The organism is Sphingomonas sp. AC435 (genome assembly GCF_979253005.1).
This window is the reverse complement of sequence record NZ_CEEDCJ010000007.1, coordinates 1-16387: the sequence shown is the minus strand read 5'-3', so window position 1 is coordinate 16387 and position 16387 is coordinate 1. Positions and strand designations below refer to the sequence as shown.

The 16387-nt window shown below is 67.0% G+C and carries 16 protein-coding genes; 7 read left to right on the top strand and 9 right to left on the bottom strand.

What is annotated here, in order from left to right; all coding sequences use genetic code 11:
• Together AC0CH8_RS13510 and AC0CH8_RS13505 are read left to right on the top strand one after the other, a co-directional pair.
• Entirely contained in the window at nt 1-771 is a 771-nt protein-coding gene (locus AC0CH8_RS13510) for an adenosylcobinamide-GDP ribazoletransferase (protein WP_465240351.1), read from the top strand.
• Nucleotides 768-1325, top strand: coding sequence for a histidine phosphatase family protein (locus AC0CH8_RS13505; RefSeq protein WP_465240350.1), 558 nt, complete (start codon nt 768-770; stop codon nt 1323-1325). The genes AC0CH8_RS13510 and AC0CH8_RS13505 overlap by 4 nt, the downstream gene beginning before the upstream one ends.
• On the opposite strand, the gene AC0CH8_RS13500 is transcribed toward AC0CH8_RS13505, so the two are convergent.
• From AC0CH8_RS13500 to AC0CH8_RS13485, 4 genes are read right to left on the bottom strand one after another with little or no spacing between them, the layout of a single operon-like run.
• Complete coding sequence (locus AC0CH8_RS13500) at nt 1280-2692, bottom strand: amino acid permease (protein WP_465240349.1); 1413 nt, start codon at nt 2690-2692, stop codon at nt 1280-1282. The genes AC0CH8_RS13505 and AC0CH8_RS13500 overlap by 46 nt on opposite strands.
• A 22-nt stretch (nt 2693-2714) precedes the next feature.
• A complete protein-coding gene (locus AC0CH8_RS13495) occupies nt 2715-3365 on the bottom strand; it encodes a GntR family transcriptional regulator (protein WP_465240348.1) in 651 nt (216 codons plus the stop codon).
• Nucleotides 3366-3408: 43 nt separating this feature from the next.
• Nucleotides 3409-4407, bottom strand: a complete 999-nt coding sequence (locus tag AC0CH8_RS13490; protein ID WP_465240347.1) for a 4-hydroxyproline epimerase — start codon at nt 4405-4407, stop codon at nt 3409-3411.
• Nucleotides 4408-4414: 7 nt separating this feature from the next.
• On the bottom strand, nt 4415-5341 hold the full coding sequence (locus AC0CH8_RS13485) for a dihydrodipicolinate synthase family protein (protein ID WP_465240346.1): 927 nt from the start codon (nt 5339-5341) through the stop codon (nt 4415-4417).
• Nucleotides 5342-5415: 74 nt separating this feature from the next.
• Between AC0CH8_RS13485 and AC0CH8_RS13480 the strand changes: the two genes are divergently transcribed.
• Both AC0CH8_RS13480 and AC0CH8_RS13475 read left to right on the top strand, forming a co-directional pair.
• The gene (locus AC0CH8_RS13480) at nt 5416-6621 is read left to right on the top strand and encodes an NAD(P)/FAD-dependent oxidoreductase (RefSeq protein ID WP_465240345.1); all 1206 of its coding nucleotides are present in this window, start codon (nt 5416-5418) and stop codon (nt 6619-6621) included.
• Entirely contained in the window at nt 6618-7796 is a 1179-nt protein-coding gene (locus AC0CH8_RS13475; RefSeq protein WP_465240344.1) for a M24 family metallopeptidase, read from the top strand. Before AC0CH8_RS13480 ends, AC0CH8_RS13475 begins: the two co-directional genes overlap by 4 nt.
• Before the next feature lie 50 nt (nt 7797-7846).
• Here the strand turns inward: AC0CH8_RS13475 and AC0CH8_RS13470 are convergent, their stop codons facing one another.
• From AC0CH8_RS13470 to AC0CH8_RS13455, 4 genes are all read right to left on the bottom strand, one after another.
• Complete coding sequence (locus AC0CH8_RS13470) at nt 7847-9598, bottom strand: DUF885 domain-containing protein (protein WP_465240343.1); 1752 nt, start codon at nt 9596-9598, stop codon at nt 7847-7849.
• Complete coding sequence (locus AC0CH8_RS13465; RefSeq protein ID WP_465240342.1) at nt 9595-10614, bottom strand: Ldh family oxidoreductase; 1020 nt, start codon at nt 10612-10614, stop codon at nt 9595-9597. Before AC0CH8_RS13465 ends, AC0CH8_RS13470 begins: the two co-directional genes overlap by 4 nt.
• Nucleotides 10611-12968: a beta-L-arabinofuranosidase domain-containing protein gene (locus AC0CH8_RS13460; RefSeq protein ID WP_465240341.1), complete on the bottom strand. Its 2358-nt coding sequence runs from the start codon at nt 12966-12968 to the stop codon at nt 10611-10613. Before AC0CH8_RS13460 ends, AC0CH8_RS13465 begins: the two co-directional genes overlap by 4 nt.
• Before the next feature lie 84 nt (nt 12969-13052).
• A complete protein-coding gene (locus AC0CH8_RS13455; protein WP_204198666.1) occupies nt 13053-13259 on the bottom strand; it encodes a hypothetical protein in 207 nt (68 codons plus the stop codon).
• A gap of 230 nt (nt 13260-13489) precedes the next feature.
• Between AC0CH8_RS13455 and AC0CH8_RS13450 the strand changes: the two genes are divergently transcribed.
• Nucleotides 13490-13630, top strand: a complete 141-nt coding sequence (locus AC0CH8_RS13450; RefSeq protein ID WP_465240340.1) for a hypothetical protein — start codon at nt 13490-13492, stop codon at nt 13628-13630.
• Here AC0CH8_RS13450 and AC0CH8_RS13445 read toward each other — a convergent pair.
• Nucleotides 13627-14022, bottom strand: coding sequence for a BLUF domain-containing protein (locus AC0CH8_RS13445; protein ID WP_465240488.1), 396 nt, complete (start codon nt 14020-14022; stop codon nt 13627-13629). The two genes, AC0CH8_RS13450 and AC0CH8_RS13445, sit on opposite strands and share 4 nt — an antisense overlap.
• 633 nt (nt 14023-14655) lie before the next feature.
• On the opposite strand from AC0CH8_RS13445, the gene AC0CH8_RS13440 reads away from it, so the two are divergent.
• Complete coding sequence (locus tag AC0CH8_RS13440; RefSeq protein ID WP_465240339.1) at nt 14656-15009, top strand: hypothetical protein; 354 nt, start codon at nt 14656-14658, stop codon at nt 15007-15009.
• A 139-nt stretch (nt 15010-15148) separates the two neighbouring features.
• On the top strand, nt 15149-16279 hold the full coding sequence (locus AC0CH8_RS13435; protein ID WP_465240338.1) for a PDDEXK-like family protein: 1131 nt from the start codon (nt 15149-15151) through the stop codon (nt 16277-16279).
• Nucleotides 16280-16387: the final 108 nt, after the last annotated feature.

The following is a 16387-nucleotide window of genomic DNA, read 5'->3' as shown; positions in this document are numbered from 1 at the left end:
ATGCGGTGGTGGGCGCCGCCGCTGCTCGCGCTGCAATTCCTGACGCGCATTCCCGTGCCGATCACCGCGCGCCTGTCGGCGGCGGAGGCGCGGGAAGGCTTGATCCGCGCGGTCGGCTGGTTCCCGCTCGTCGGGGCGCTGGTCGGCTGCGTCACCGCCGTCGTCGCCGTGGCTGCTGGCTCGATGTGGCCGGCGATCGTCGCGGTGCCGATCGCGCTGATCGTCGAGGCGCGGATGACGGGCGCGTTCCACGAGGACGCGGTCGCCGATTTCTGCGACGCGTTCGGCGGCGGATACACGACCGACGACGTGCTGCGGATCATGAAGGACAGCCGCGTCGGCAGCTACGGAGCGCTCGGCCTGCTGCTGGCGGTCGGGCTGCGAATGGGGCTTACCGTCGTCCTGCTGGGCGGCGAGGCTTGGTACGCAACAGCGGCGATCGTGGCGGCGGCGTGCTTCGGACGACTGATCGCGGTCGCGCTGATGGCGATCGTACGGCCGGTCGGCAGCGGGCTGGGCAAGGATGTGGCGGGAAAGGTCGGCCAGTCGACGCTGCTGATGGCGATCGCCACTGCGGTGCCGGGGCTGGCAGCCTTCCTGCTGCTGGAGCCGCTACGACTGATCGCCGTCGTCGCCGTCGCGCTGATGTTCCTCGGGTGGTTCAGGGCGCTGCTGCTCCGGCGCATCGGTGGCAGCACCGGCGACTGTTTGGGCTTCGCCGCCTATGCGGGGCAGCTGATCCTCCTGCTCGCGGCAACCGCCGGACGATGATCCTGCTCGTTCGCCACACGGCGGTGGCGCTGGCGTGGCGGTGGCGCTGCTACGGTCGCAGCGATATCGGGCTCAGCCGCGCAGGTGCCGCCGAGGCGCGACGGCTGATGCGAGAACTGGCGGCGTGGCGACCCGATCACATCGTTCACTCCGGCCTGAGGCGCGCCGGCATTCTCGCCGAAGGGATTGGCGAGGCAGCCGGAGTGGCAAATATCATCGACCCGGGTTGGGCCGAGCGCGACTTTGGATCGTGGGAGGGGCGGGGCTGGACGGCAATTTATCGCGCCACTGGCGATGCTATGGACGGGATGATCGATGCGCCGGACAGCTTCAGGCCGGGCGGAGGCGAGACGACCAGCGAACTCGCCGACCGTGCTTGCGCTGCGGCGGCCGCTTTGCCCGCAGGCCGCACCATCGTCGTGACGCACGGCGGGCCGATCGCGGCGTTGCGGGGGACCGCTGCCGGCCTACCCCCGCGGGAGTGGCTGGCATTGGTCCCCCAACCCGGTCAGGCGGTGGCGTTCGACGTCAACACGCTGTGCCGGCGACCATAGGCGAAATAGGCTACCAATCCGATGGCGTTCCATATCAGGAAGCGCACGATCGTCGATCCCGGCAAGCTGAACAACAGGTAGATGCAGCCGAGGATCGCCAGCGTACCGACCACATAGGGCGCGGGGCAACGGAACAGCCGGGCCATGTCGGGTGCCCGCTTGCGCAGGACCATCAGACACGCGCCGACCGCGATGAACGCCAGCAAAGTGCCGGCATTCGCCAGTTCCGCGATCTCGTCCAGCCGGAAGAAACCGGCGACCGCTGCGATGACGACACCGGTCAGCAGCGTGATGAGCGTCGGCGCGCCGGTGCGCGGCGATACCTTCGCCAGACCACGCGGCAACAGGCCGTCGCGCGCCATCGTGAAGAAGATGCGGCTTTGCCCGTACATCATCACCAAAATGACGGAGGGCAGGGCGACGACGGCGGCGAGCGCGATCAGGTGACCGGCTCTCGGCGATCCGAGCGACCGCAGCACCAGCGCCAGCGGCTCGGGCGAATTGGCGAGCTGCGTAAAGGGCAGCGCACCGACCGCCGCTACCGCGACCGCCATGTAGATCACGGTGCAGACCAGCATCGATCCGACGATCCCGATCGTCAGGTCGCGGCCGGGGTTCTTGGCTTCCTCGGCGGACGTCGCGACCGCGTCGAACCCGTAAAAGGCGAAGAAGACGATCGCCGCCGCCGCCATCACCCCGCGCTTCTCGCCGCCGATCTCGGTCGATCCGAAGCCGTACGGCATGAACGGGTGCAGATTGTCGGCGTTGAACGCCGGCAGGGCGAAGGTGATGAAGACGGCCAGGGCGACAAGCTTGATGATCACCAGCACGATGTTGAGCGTCGCGCTTTCCCGCGTGCCGGCGATCAGCATGCCCATCACCGCGAGCGCGACCAGCACCGCGGGCAGGTTGATGATGCCGCCCGCATGAGGCCCGACCAGCAGGTCGTGCGGCAGGACGATGCCCGCGGACTGGATCCAGCCGACCAGATAGCCCGACCAGCCGACCGCGACGGTCGAGCAGGCAAGCGAATATTCGAGGATCAGGCTCCACCCCACGACCCACGCGGCGTTTTCGCCGAGCGCGGTGTAGCTGAAGGTGTAGGCGCTACCCGCCGCGGGGATCATCGTCGCGAGTTCGGCATAGGCGAGTGCGGCACAGGCGCAGACCGCGCCGGCGATCGCGAAGGCGAGGATGACGGCGGGACCTGCACGCTCCGCTCCGACGCCGGTGAGCGTATAGATGCCGGTGCCGACGATCGCGCCCACCCCCAGCGCAATCAGGTGTGGCCAGCTCAACGTCTTCGCAAGCGCCTCCCCGCTATCGTGGCGCATTACCGCATCGAGCGATTTGACCGGTCCCAGCATCGTCGTCCCCCCTGCGCGCCGCTCAGGTGGCGGCGCTGAATTGTTGCCTTAGATCGTCCAGCGTCGCCTGAATATGCGCCGTCAGCAGCGATTCGAAACCGCCGGCATCGCGGGCCAGCCAAGCGTCCAGCAACGCCTGATGTTCCTGATGCGCACGCGATTCGCGACCCGCCGGTTTCAGGTGCGCAACGACATAGCGTTCTGCCAGAATCGACAGCCGCTCGATCAGTTGCGTCGTCAGCAGCTTGCCGGCGGGGCGAACCAGCGCGGTGTGGAAATTCCGGTTGCTGACCGCCACCGCAGCCAGATCGGTGCCAGCTGCGTGGTCCAACGTCCTGAACGCCTCGACCGCTGCCGCGCGCTCGTCGTCGTTCGCGATCATCGCCGCATCGGCAGCGGCGCGAGGTTCGACCAGCAGACGTAACGCATAGATTTCGTCGGCCTGCTGCGCCGTCATCGGCTGCACGAAATACCCGCGATTGGCTTGGCTGACGATCAGCCCTTCCTGCTCCAGCCGTGCCAGCGCCTCGCGCAGCGGAATCTTGCTGACCCCGAGCTCGACCGCCAGCGCATCCTGACGGATCGGCGTGTTGCCCGCCAGATTGCCAATGACGATCCGCTCGCGCACGACCTCGAACACGCGCTCGGAAAGGGTGCGGACGACGATGCTCATACGTGAAAACTCCCGGACGCGACCGGCGGTAGCGTTACCGCAGTCACGTAACCTGGAAACCTTCCCAGAACGGATCGATACGATCAATCCATATCGTGTTGAATCCGGTGGTAACCGCCGAACCTTCGATCGACGGAACGATCGCAGGACGATCGCCGAGCCTCGTTTCCGCTTCGACCCGGCCGATGAAGCGGCTGCCGATATAGCTTTCATGCACGAAGCGATCGCCGACCTTGAGCCGCCCTTGCGCGGCGAGATGTGCAAGGCGTGCGGAGGTTCCGGTACCGCACGGACTGCGGTCGATCGCCTTGTCGCCGTAGAATACGGCGTTACGCCCGTCCGCGTCGTTTGCACGCGGCGCGTCGGCCCACAGTACATGGCTGACGCCGCGGATCGTCGGATCGAGCGGATGGACAGGTTCGAACTTGGCGCGCACCGCTGCGCGCACCTTGGCGCTGTAGTCGACGAGGCGGCTCGCCCCGAGATCGTCAAGGCCCGTGTAACCACCCTGTGGCTCGACGATCGCGTAATAATTGCCGCCGTACGACACATCGACGACGAGCGGCCCAAGCCCCTCCACGTCGATCGCGATACCGCGTTCGGCGACATAGGCCGGTACGTTGGTAATGCGGACCGACGTGACTTTGTCGCCGTCACGCTCGTACGCGATGTCGATGATCCCGGCCGGCACCTCGACCCGGAGACGACCGGGCTCGGCGGGCTGGATCAGCCCGTGTTCCAATCCGAACGTGACCAGACCGATCGTACCGTGGCCGCACATCGGCAGGCAGCCGCTCGTCTCGATGAACAGGATGCCGATATCGGTATCGGCGCGCGTCGGCGGATAGAGGAAACCGCCCGACATCATGTCGTGGCCCCGTGGTTCGAAGCACAGGCCGGTCCGAATCCAGTCGAAACGGGTCAGGAAATCCTGACGCCGTTCCGACATGGACGCACCTTTCAGCAGCGGCGCACCGCCCGCCACCAGCCGCACCGGGTTGCCCGCGGTGTGGCCGTCGATGCAGAAGAAGGTATGGCGCATCGGTGGGTTACGCCGCCTTCGCCACGTCCGCCGCGGTGCCCAGATCGGGACGCGTCGCCGCCGCCTGTTCGACCATCGCGATCACTTCTGCGCGGCGGGCGCCTTCGAGAACGTAGCGCGGTGGCAGCACGCGCTCCGACCCGCGACCCATGACCTGCTCCGCCAGCTTGATCGACTGGACGAGGTCGTGCTCCGCATCGAGATGGAGCAGCGGCATGAACCAGCGATAGATTTCCATCGCCTTGGCATGATCGCCGCGCTCAAACGCGCGGACCAGCTCGACCGATTCCTTGGGGAAGGCATTGGTCAGACCCGAGACCCAGCCCTGTGCGCCGAGATACAGCCCTTCCAGTGCCACGTCGTCCAGACCCGCGAACAGAACGTAGCGATCGCCGAAGGCATTGCGGAAATCGGTGAAGCGGCGCGTGTCCGGGGCCGATTCCTTGACCGCCACGATGTTGGCGACGTCGACGAGCGCGGTCAGGACGTCCTGATCGATGACCGTCCGATAGGCCGGCGGGTTGTTGTAGAGCATGATCGGCAGCGCCGTCTTTTCCGCCACGCCCTTGAAGTGCGCGACCAGTTCGTGCGCCTTGGGAACGTAGACCATCGGCGGCAGCAGCATCAGCCCGTCCGCGCCCGCTTTTTCGGCGGCCTGTGCATAGCGGACCGCGCGACGCGTGTCGTATTCGGACACGCCGGTGATAACGGGCACGCGACCTGCCACGACCTCCACGATTGCCGACAGCACGGTGACCTTTTCGTCGTATTCCAACGAGTTGTTCTCACCAACCGTCCCGAGCGCGATGACGCCGGTGACACCGTCGCGGATCAGGTCGTCCACCACCCGCTGCGTGTCGGCGAGGTCGATCGAAAGATCTTCGCGCAACTGCGTGGTCACCGCCGGGAACACGCCCCTCCAACCGATCGTCATTCTGAATTCATCCCGAAAGCTGCTGTTGAAAATCGTATACGAAAATGGCAGAGGGTCGGCAAGGGGGTATCTCGTTGCAGCGCATCATCGTTATCGGCGGCGGCGTCGTCGGCCTCAGCAGCGCAGTCGCGCTGGCCCATGGCGGGCACCGCGTCACCGTGCTCGACGCCGGCACCGGGCGGGAGGCGTCGTCGTGGAACAATGCCGGCCACATCGCCGTGGAGCAGGTCGCACCGCTCGCTTCGATCGCGGCGATCCGCTCCGCGCCCGGCCGGTTGTTCGCACGCGGCGGGGCGCTCGACCTGCCGTTTGGCATGGCGAGTGCCTGGCTGCCGTTCGCCGCCCGTATGCTGGTGGCCGCCAGACCCGCCGGGTTCCGGTCCGGACGTACCGCTTTGGGTGCGTTGCTGGCGGAGGCGATGCCGGCATGGCGGCGATCCGCCGCCGCCGATCTGGTGCGTGAGGAGGGGCATCTGGTCGGCTGGGAGAGCGCAGCGACCGCGGCAGACGGGCGCGCGGCGTGGCACAGTGCGGATACCGGCGTCGCCACGGTCGCGGATACGGACGTATCGGCGTTCGCCGGGATCACCGATTGTGTCGTCGGGGCGATTCGATTCGCCGGCAGCGGCCAGATCGCCGATCTGTCCAGGCTGGCCGATCGGCTGGAAGCGGCGCTCTCCGATGCCGGCGGCACGATCGTGCGCGGTTGCGCAAACCTGTCGATCGGGGACGGTGCGGCGCGCGTCGAAGGACACGACGCAGACCTCGTCCTCGTTGCGGCGGGCGTGCGCAGTCGCGTGTTGATGGAGGCGACGGGCCACCGCGCGCCGATGATCGCGGAGCGCGGCTATCACATCCGTGCCGCTGCCGACCGCTGGCCCCGGGACCTGCCGCCGGTCGTGTTCGAGGACCGGTCGCTGATCGTCACGCGCTACGGCGACGTCGTTCAGGCGTCCAGCTTCGTGGAGCTCGGCAACCCCGACGCGCCCGCCGATCCCCGCAAATGGCAGCGGCTGGAGGAGCATGTCGCGGCGCTCGGCCTGCCCATGGCCGCTCCGTTCACGCGCTGGATGGGATCGCGGCCGACACTGCCGGACTATCTGCCCGCGATCGGCCGCTCGCGACACGCATCCAACTTGCTATACGCTTTCGGTCACCAGCATCTGGGTCTGACGCTGGCACCGATCACCGCCGACATCGTGACCGCTCTGGTCGCCGGGAAGGAACCGTTCATGCCGATTGCCCCATTCGACATCGCCCGTTTCGGAAGCCGCCGATGAGCGTGGGTGGATCGACGATTGCCGCCGAACTGGACGCATTGTCGCCGTGGCAGGATCAGGCGCCGCGAATCGGTGTCGGTGAGCGGCGGGAGCGGATCGCGCGAGCGGAGGCGGCGCTGGCGACGATCGGGGCCGACGCGCTGCTGGTGACTGCCGGGCCGAGCCTGCGTTATTTCACGGGCGTGTCGTGGTCGCCGACCGAGCGGCTGGTCGCACTGCTGATCCGGGCGGGGCGGGACCCGGCGATGATCTGCCCGGCTTTCGAAAAGGGCTCGCTCGACGCCGAGCTGGTCATCGATGCGGACGTGTTGCTGTGGGAGGAGCATGAGGACCCGGTGGCGCTGGTCGCCGACGCCGCCGGGCCGACCGCGACGATCGCGCTCGATCCGCTCCTGCCGTTCCTGATCACCGAACGCGTCCGCGCCCTGCGGGCGGTGACGAACGGTGCGCCGGTGATCGACGGACTACGGCGGATCAAGTCGCCTGCCGAACTGGCGCTGATGCGGCAGGCGATGGCGATGACGCTGGAGGTGCACCGCCGTGCGTCACGTATCCTGACGCCGGGTATCCGCGCCAGCACCGTCAAGCGCTTCATCGACGATGCGCACCGTGCGGTCGGCGCAGCGGGATCGACGTTCTGCGCGGTGCAGTTCGGCGTCGCTACCGCCTTCCCGCACGGGCTGCCAGGCGATCAGGTGCTGGAGGAGGGGCAGGTCGTGCTGGTCGATACCGGCTGCCTCGTCGACGGCTACCACAGCGACCTGACGCGCACCTACGCGTTCGGTGAGGTCGGTGCGGACGTTCGTGCGATGTGGGAACTGGAGCACCGCGCGCAGGCCGCGGCGTTCGCGGCGGTGCGACCCGGCGCGACATGCGAGAGCATCGACGCGGCCGCGCGGGCGGTGCTGGACGGGGGCGGGCTGGGGCCGGGCTATCGCCTGCCCGGGCTGCCGCATCGGACCGGGCACGGTATTGGGCTCGCGATCCACGAGCCCGCCTATCTCGTGCGCGGCGATAAGACCGTGCTGGCGCCGGGCATGTGTTTTTCGAACGAGCCGATGATCGTGGTGCCGGACCGCTACGGCATCCGGCTGGAGGATCACTTCCACGTCACCGACACGGGGGCCGAGTGGTTCACGCAGCCGCAGCCGTCGATCGACGCTCCGTTCGGCTGAAGCGTGCGCGCTTGCCTGCTCCTGCCCCGACGGGGTGGGAGCAGGATCCTCTACTTCTCCTCGTCCGGGTACGGCCCCTTGCCGCCCTCCGCGATCAGGCGGTCGATGCGGCGGTCGATTTCGGGGAGCGGCACCGATCCCAGTTCCAGCACCGCGTCGTGGAAGGCGCGGATGTTGAATTTCGGGCCGAGCGCTTTTTCCGCTTTCGCGCGGGCCGCCTGGATCGCGAGTTCGCCGGTGTAGTAGCTTACCGCCTGACCCGGCCACGCGATGTAGCGATCGACTTCGGTGCCGATCTCGTGGTCCGACAGCGCGGTATTGTCGTGGAAGAACGCGCGGGCCTGTTCGCGCGTCCAGCCCTTGGCGTGGATGCCGGTGTCGACCACCAGCCGCGCCGCGCGCCACATCTGGTAGCTGAGCATGCCGAAGCGATCGTAGGGGGTTTCGTACATCCCCATCTCCTCGCCCAAGGCCTCGCAATACAACGCCCAGCCTTCGCCGTATGCGGAGATGTAGGTATCGCGCCGGAACGCCGCCAGGTCCTTGTTCTCCATCGACAGCGGCATCTGGAACGCGTGGCCCGGCGCGCTTTCGTGCAGCGTCAGCGCCGGCATCGCGTAGAGCGCGCGGGCGGGCAGATTGTACGTGTTGACCAGATACACGCCCGGCCCGCCGCGCCCGGCGGTGTAGAAGGGGGCGATCGCCTCCGGCACCGGCTTGATCGCGAACCGCATGCGCGGCAGCCGGCCGAAATATTGCGACGCCTTGCCGTCGAAGGTCTTGGCGATCCACGCCGCCCGGTCGAGCAGGTCTTGCGCGGTCTTCGGATAGAAGCGCGGATCGGTGCGCAGGAACGTCAGGAAGGCGGGCAGGTCGCCCTCGAACTTCACCTCCCGCATCACGTCGAGCATCCGTGCGCGGATCTTCGCGACCTCCGCCAGCCCAATCGCGTGCACCTGTTCGGGCGTTTGGTTCAGCGTCGTGTATTCGGCGATCTTCGACTGGTAATAGGCACGCCCGTCCGGCAGCCCGTACGCGTCGAGAGCGGTGCGCGAACCGGGGATGTACTCGGTGCGCAAGAAGGCGAGCAGCTTCGCATGCGCGGGCACGACCGCCTCGCGGATCGCGGCGCTTCCCTGCGCGCGGAGTTGCGCCTGCGTCGCGGCGGGGATGATCGCCGGCATCGTCTTGAACGGTTCGTAGAAGGGCGACGCCTCCGGGCTGCCGGCCTCCGCCACCTTCGCGACATCGGCGTCGCGTCCCTCCAGCGTGATCCGCGCCTGGGTGAACCCGCGCTTCACGCCGGCGCGCATGTTGCCGATCTGCTGGTCGTAGTAGCGAGGGATGTCGCGCAGCATCGCGATGTAGTCGCGGTATGCCTTTTCGGTCTTCAGCGTGTCGCGGGTGGAGGACTGGACCTCTCCCCAGAAGCTGCTGTCGGCGTTCAGCGGCTTTTCGTATTCGTGGAAGCGCTGTTCGGCGAGCAACCCGTCGATCTGCGCCTTGTAGACAGCGTAGTTGACGCGCTCTTTCGGCGACAGCGCCTTGGGATCGATCGCGCGCAGCGCCGCCGCAGTCTTCGTCCAGCGGTCTAGCTTGGCCGCCTGCGCGGTGGGGCCGACATCGGGCAGGCGCATGGCGGGAGCATTCGGGTTCTCCTCCCCCGCCGGCTCCTGCTGCTGACGCCAAGCATATTCGGCGGTGTAGAGTGTCCTGAGTCGGGCGTCTGCGCTGGTCGCGGCGGGCTCCGCGGCATGGCCGGCGGAGGCGAGCAGGAGCGCCAGAAGGATGCCGTGTCTCACGCTGCGTCTCCCAAATTCATGATGTCGGCGTACAGCGCACGTGGAACGATGACGCCGTCCGCCTCGCTGACCGCACGCGCGGCGTAGCGGCGAGCGGACGGGAGGCGGGCGCCCTGGTCCTCGATCGAGGAAAACATCGCTTCGGCGCGGGCCATATGCTCTGCGACGGCATCGCCGAGAAACCCGGCGGGATCGATCGCGAGGATCAGTTCGCCGCCCATCGGCGAGCCGCCGCGGGCGCCGTCGGCGGCGATCGAGTCGGCGCTGGTCATTTCCCCGATCAGCGGCCCGGCGAGCAGTTCGACCATTGCCGCCAGCGCCGATCCCTTGTGTCCGCCGAACGTCCGCATCGCACCGTCTAGAACTGCCGCGGCATCGGTCGTCGGCTGACCGGCGGCGTCATAGCCCCAATCGTCCGGCACCGGCTTGCCAGCGCGGCGGTGAAGCTCGATCTCACCGCGGGCCACTGCGCTGGTCGCGAAGTCGAACGCGAACGGATGCGCCCCCGGCCGCGGCCAGCCGAACGCGATGGGGTTGGTGCCGAACACCGGTTTCGTACCACCAGCGGGCGCGACCCAGGCGTGGCTCGGCGTGAAGGCCAGGGCGGCCAGACCCTGTGTGGCGATCGCCTCGACCTCCGGCCACAGCGCCGCGAAGTGCACCACGTTCGTCAGCGCCAGTGCGGCGATGCCGTGAGTCCGCGTTGCCTCGACCAGCGCCGGCAATCCGCGGGCGAACGCCAGTTGTGCGAAGCCGCCGCCGCCATCGACGCGGACCAGTGCGGAACGCGGGCGATCGACGACCGGCACCGCGTCGGGCACCACGACCCCCGCCTTCAGACTCTTCACCGCGACCAGCAAACGGTAGATCCCGTGGCTGGCGCATCCGTCACGCTCGCCCGCGACCATCGTCTCCGCGACGGCGTCGGCGTGATCGCCGGCAAGGCCGGCGGCACGCAGCTTCCTTCGGGCGAGTGCGCGCACCTCCGCCAGCGTCATCCGTATGCCGTCGCTCATACGGTCACGCCCGGCTTGACGGTGTAGAGGCGTACGCCGAAGACCGGCCCGGCACTGCTGCGGTCGTGTGGCAGGAACCTGACCTTCACTTGCGCCCTGCCGCGGGTCAGCCCCTCGGGCAGCGGATAATCGACGTCGAAGAACTGTCCCGGCTTGTCCGCATTCAAGGTCTGCGTCGCGACCTTCACGTTATCGACCAGGATGTCGAAGGTCCGCGACCGCTCGTCGCCCCAGTAGGTCGCTTGCAGCACCAGTGGGCCGGATTTCGTCTTCATCGCGAACTCGAAATAGCCACCCGACCGCGCATCGCGGCCGTTCCGCCCGCGATACGCCACGGGGTAGGAAATTTCGGAAGTCAGTCCGTGGTCGCGCTCCGGCTGCATCTCGCCGAGGAACATCGTGTCGACCGAGCGCGCGGCGATATCCTTCAGCCGCGCCTGCTCGGCGGTGAACGTCGCTTCCTGTCGCATCCAGGCGGCATCGCTGAACCGCTTGAAGTACACCGCGCTCTGGCGCTGATATTGTTTGTAGAAGGGCACGAACTCCAGATCGGCCGGTCGCCCGATCCCCCGCGTCGCATAGCGGCCGGGCGCGGCGGCGGGCGTAAAGGCGGCCAGCAGGTCGCTGCCGACCAGCGCCGGATCAGCCTTGTCCCACTTCACGCTGGCGGGGCCGAGATCGGCGGCCATCACCATCGGTCCCCGGAGGATCGCGATCGTGTCCGCGTCACCCGAGGCTTCCTCGATCCGAAGCTCCAGCGGCAGCGTGATCGCGACGGTGTCCCCCGCGATCCAACGCCGATCGATGATCGCATAGCCGCGCTGGAACACGGGTGTCACCGCGCTGCCATTGACCGTCACTGCCGCCTTGCCCGCTGCCCAGCCGGGCACCCGCAAAGCGACCGGAAAGCGGCCGGCCTTCACGCGGGTGAACGTCAGCCGCGACTCCGGCTCGAACGGATACCGGGTGTCGAGCGTCAGCTTCGCCTTGCGCCGCCCCCAGTCGGCATCGGCGGGGATGTAGAGGTTGACGATCAGTCCGCCCGCATCGTCCTCCCAGAAGATCGACTCGCCGTGCTTGGCGTGGCTTTCCATGCCGGACCCGACGCAGCACCAGAAGGCGTCGTCCTTGACCGTGGAATATTCGCGCGGCGCGCCGGTCATCAGCGGCGTCATATAGGTGAAGCCGCCGGTCGACGGGTCCTGCGCGGACATCACGTGGTTCAGATGCGCGCGCTCGTAATAGTCGAACAGGGCCCCGTCCGGCTGCCAGCCATAGAGATGCCGCGTCAGCTTCAGCATGTTGTAGGTGTTGCAATGCTCGCACGTCTGCTCGGTGATGTGCTGGGCGATCGTGTCCGGCGCGGTAAAATACTCGCGGTCGGCATTGCCGCCGATCACGTAGCTGTGATGCCCGGTCACCCGCTCCCAGAAGAACGTCGCGGCGGTGCGATCCTTCTCCTCGCCGGTCAGTTCGTACAGGCGGGCGAGGCCGATCAGTTTGGGCACCTGCGTGTTGGCGTGGAAGTTCGCCAGCTTATCCTCGCGCGAAGCGAGCGGGTCGAGCACGCGACGGTCGTACAGTTTGCGCGCCATCGCCAGCCAGCGCCGGTCACCGGTGCGCGCGTACAGCTCGGCGTAGCTCTCGTTCAGCCCACCATATTCGCAGCCCAGCACTTCCTGCGTCTGCGCATCGTCGAGCGCGGCGAACACCCGCTCGAAATAGCCGGCGAGGCCGACCAGCACTGTCATCGCCTGTGCATTGCCCCAGCCGGCATGCACGTCGAGCAGCCCCGCGAACAGCTTGTGCACGGTATAGAGCGGCGACCACGCGCCGTTCAGGTCGAAGCCGCCCGATTTGATCTGGCCCTTCATGAGCTCCGGGAAGATCTCTTCCCCGTCGACGATCGTGCCATCCTTTCGCTTGCGGCCGAGCGCACCGACATAGCCGGTTCCGCGCTTCGCCTGAGCCTCCGCCAGTTCCGTGACGATGTAGTCGGCGCGTTGGCGCATCTCGCCGTCGCCGGTCTGCTCCCAGGTCTGGACCAGCGCGGTCAGGTAATGGCCCAGCGTATGACCGGCGATCGTGTCGCTCTCCCACCCGCCATAGAGCTCCGCTTTCGGTTCGAGACCGGCGTATTTGCGGAAGTTGTGCAACAGGCGATTGGGGCTGAGCCGGTGCAGGTACAGCCGGTTGACCTCGACCGCCGTGGCATAGTCGGACGGACGCAACCGGACTGCGGCCAGCGGAAAGGGTTTGGCCGAATGGCCGGTCGTTGCCGCCAGCACCGTCTGAGGCATGATCCATGCCGACGCGGCCGCCCCCAGCATCAACTCCCGGCGATCGATCGGCATCTTGTTCTCCTGACACGATCTTATATCGTATAAGATCGTCGGGCGGGTCAACCGTCTCGTTCAGCCGATCCTGCTGACGATCGGTCAGGGCGTGCCACTCTCCGCCAGACGCGCGGCGATGAGCTTCTTCAACTGGATCTTGATCGACTGGCCAGCGGTTTCGGGCTCGACCGAGTCATAGCCCTCGTTCCGAAGCTGCGTCCTGATTTCCGCGACCGATCGGGCGGTGCCGGTGCGCGCAATCGAGAGCGCCCGTTCCACGGTCGAGCGGCCATTGCCGGTATCGCTCATGCTGTGCAGCCTTGTCGTTTACCGGCGATCAACGGGTGTCGACGGGCCGGAAATGGGATATGTCGACGGTCTAACCGCGTTCCGCCGATCCGACCAGACGGGACGCGCCCTGAACCCGATCGGACCGGCTGCGTTGACGAGCCATGACAAGGGTTACGGATCGAGCCGCGAGCGGAGCCTCGCCGCGTCAGCGCGCACGACTGACCATCAAGGCCGGACGGCGGGCGCGATTGACACTCGACGTGACGATGACGCGCGGCGGCATAGTGGCGGTTGGCGGTCTCGTCGCCGCGATCCTGTTGTCGACGGCCGTCCTCGTCGGTGTCGCCGGTCGCGCGGGGCACGATCAGCGTCGGAAGCCCGGCGTCTAGCGTGACAGCACGGCGAAGCCGATGAACATCGCGCGGAGCCACATATCGGTGACGCCGGCGACGTTGAGCGCCATCTGCGCCTTGTAGTCACCCTTGGAAACGAGACCGGGATCGCGATAGTCCATCGACCAGGAGCCGAACTGGCGATGTTCGATAGGCTCATCGGCGACGGTGACGACGTCGCAGTGGCGATCGTCCAGTGCGATCCGGGCGTAGCAGGCCCGGACGGCGTCCGCCTCGCCTTCGAGCGCTTGCAGAAAACGCGTGCCATCCGCCAGCAGCAGGCCGGTGATGCCGTCGGAGCCGTTGCGGACGCGGGATACGGTCAGGATGCCGTCGAGATCGACGTCCCCCGATAGCGCCGCACGGCTCATGTAGCAGATCCGGCGCATCAATCCCCCGCGGCCAACGGCGCGCGGCATGGACGGATCGGTGCGTCATCCGCAAGAACATCGCTCAATCGCGTTCGCGGGCAAGGAAGGCGCTCCGCCCGTCCCGTAGTGACTCAAGCAAGGCGGAGCGCCGAGCGACACCGCAGGATACTGGCGGGCTGCTCTGCGATTCGCTCTAGCCGTCAAACCTTAACGGAGCGGTCATCGTCGTCGCCCCCATCGGACAGGATGTCCTCTGCCATTAAGCGTGCGCCGCTGCGCGAGAGGACACCTGGTTTTTTCAGAATCGGAGTTTGCACAAGCCTGCGCCGATCTTGATCTGAAAGGTTGATCGGGCCCCAGCCGGGCTGGGCTGCGGCCTTGCTCCGGCTGCTACGACAAGCGAGTCAGCACCAATCAATGTGGAGAGCGGGTTCACTGCTTTTCGGAGCGACTAGACGATAGTGGACATCCCATGCGTCGAGGTCGCAGTAGCTCCCATTCACAAGCAGCTGTGTGCTTCTTCGTCGCTTGAGCTTCGCTGCATCGTAGTCTTCTCCGAACGGCGTGGTCGCGCGGCTGGTGATCGGGGCGGGTTACTGGAGGTCGCGGTTTTCGTCGGTCCGGCTGCCGGCGCCGATTGCTGGAGACGGTGTGACCGCGCTGAAGCAGATCCTGGAGGACTTCGATCTTGCCCAGGCGATCGAGCAGGTCGACCTGCCCGGGCTCACCGCTGGTGCCAAGCGGATGCTTGAATGGCAGGCCGGAGCCGCCGCTGTCACCGCCAAGCAGGGATTGGAGCGCGCGGTCCGGCAGGACCGCCGCTCCCAGATCCGCCGCAATCTCCGTCGCGGTCAGCGGCGAACCTCCTGGGACGCCAATCTGATCATGACCGGCGGCAAGCCGGTCGCTGTCTGGGCACCGTTCAGGACTCGGCAGGTTGGACCCAAGTCACGGATGGTTGACCTGGATGGCCGCGAGGCGGTCCAGGTGGTCGTCGAATGCTAATTGGCTGGAGATTGGACGTGGGAAATGCCACACGTCTCTACTGCGATTGAGGTGAAGGGCTATACAGACAGATCAGCTCCTCGCCGAAACGGCGGATTTGCTCCGCAGTCGGGCAGCGCAGCGGACGGAGGACGCCGAGGTGCGCGCGCCCGACTTCTGCCTGCTCGACTTTCTCGACACTCGTGAGAACGGCATCTCGCGCATCCTCGCGAATCTGCTCGACCCTTACGGCAGTCACGGCCAGGGCGCCCGATTTCTCGAGACATTCATCAAATGGGTCGGGCTCGACGGCAGCTGGGTCGCGGGCGCCCGCTCGGCGAAGGTCTACACCGAGATGCCGACCGCGTCCGGCAAGGGTCGGGGCTTCATCGACATCCTCGTGAGGATCGGCGGGCGCGCGTTAGCGATCGAGAACAAGCCGGATGCGACCGACCAGCCGCTGCAGGTGGCCCGGTATCTGGACGACCTCGCACATCACTGCCGCGACGGGCACTGCCTAGTGTATCTCTCTGGCTCCGGCGACGGGCCAACGGCGGCATCGATCGAGCCCGCCAGGGCCAGCAGGGAGGTAGAGGCCGGAAATCTCGTTCTGACCGGCTATCCGGCGCTGATCGAGTGGTTGGAGGCGTGCATGCCCGCCAGCCGAGCCCCGGCGGTCTCGGCGATGCTGGAGGGGCTTGTGCGCCATATCGGCAAGCGCTTCATGGGAACGGACGACGTGCAGGAGCAATCTGACCTCATCACACTGGTGGTACGGGACCGTGACGCGCTAGAGCCGGCGCTCGCGATCGTCGAAGCCGGAGACGCTATTCGCGCCCGCCTTATTGAGGGAGTTGTGACTTCGGTGACCGCCGAGGCCCGCAGGCGAGGCTGGCATGTCGGCCGCTCGGACCTCGGACCGGTCAAGTACAGCGCGATGACCATCCGCTTCGGGGCCAAATCCAGCCTGGGGTTCGGCCTCGCGGCCAGTACCGCGAGCTACGGCTGGTTTTACTATGGTCTTAATAGCGTCGACGGCGTGAGGCTGCCAGCCGGACTCAAGGGAGCCATGAAGGGGCTTCTCGGAGCGCCGAAGTCGGCGAAGGCGTGGCCGGCATGGAAGCTGGTCGGCCCCAACGACCGTTATTTTCCTCTTGCCACCCATGCCGATCGCGCGTTCTGGCTCGCTGCCCAAGACGGCAGTCTCGCCGCCATGGTGATCGACTTCGCCGACGCGGTGGAGAAGCGGCTGCGTGCCGATCGGCTGCTGACAGCGGTGCGGTCTCGCTGAATAACGGAATGGTTGGTTTGGAGCGAAATGTCTAGGGTCAGGACTCGTTGATCACAGCCAGAAGATGACGGTGGCAGCGAGGGCCACGGCGGAGAAGAAGGCGGTTGG